A 620-nucleotide genomic window follows, 5' to 3' on the forward strand; every position below is an offset into this window, starting at 1 on the left:
ACACGAATTTCATCGAGGGCGGCGAGCTTTGTACTACTGTCTGGGATATTCTGACCGCTTCTGTTCCTGCTGCCGAAAATATCTTGATCTACGATGGCACAGGTCGCCAGGCTGCCGCCTCCTGCGCACTCGAACTCGTCGCCAAGGGCAAAAAACTTCGGTATGCTATGCTCGATGAAATGCTCGCCTTCGAGATGTCTTACACCGACAAATCAGGCTTTCGTAAAAAGTTTGCCGAACTGAGCATTCCACGCACCGTCGACATCCGTCTCATTAAGGTTGAGCGAGACGGCAATAGTTTGCTTGCGAGCTTCCGAAACGAGCTCACAGGTGAGATTACGGCACATCACGCCAATCAGATAGTTGTCGACAACGGCACGGTGCCGGTGGACGACATCTTTTCCGCCTTGCGAGATCAGTCGTCCAATTTTGGCGAAACCCATTTCGATGTTCGTTCCAAGAACGACATTGCGCACGCCACAACAAAAGATGGCTTCGAAATCCACCGCATCGGCGATGCGATTGCCAGCCGCGACATCTACTCAGAGATACAGGACGCGTTTCGTCTCTGCAGCAAGATTTGAGACAAGAAAACAGAAACAAAAATGGGAGAACTAAAC

Annotated in this window: 1 protein-coding gene; it reads left to right on the forward strand. The window is 51.0% G+C overall.

From position 1 onward, the window contains the following. Positions 1 to 584, forward strand: a 584-nt coding sequence (locus AB1462_RS31520; RefSeq protein ID WP_367248986.1) for a hypothetical protein, incomplete at its 5' end; no start/stop codon positions are given. Between the last annotated feature and the right edge of the window lie 36 nt (positions 585 to 620).

Origin of the sequence: Pseudomonas sp. SB113, assembly GCF_040754745.1 — a bacterium.
GTDB lineage: Bacteria > Pseudomonadota > Gammaproteobacteria > Pseudomonadales > Pseudomonadaceae > Aquipseudomonas > Aquipseudomonas grimontii.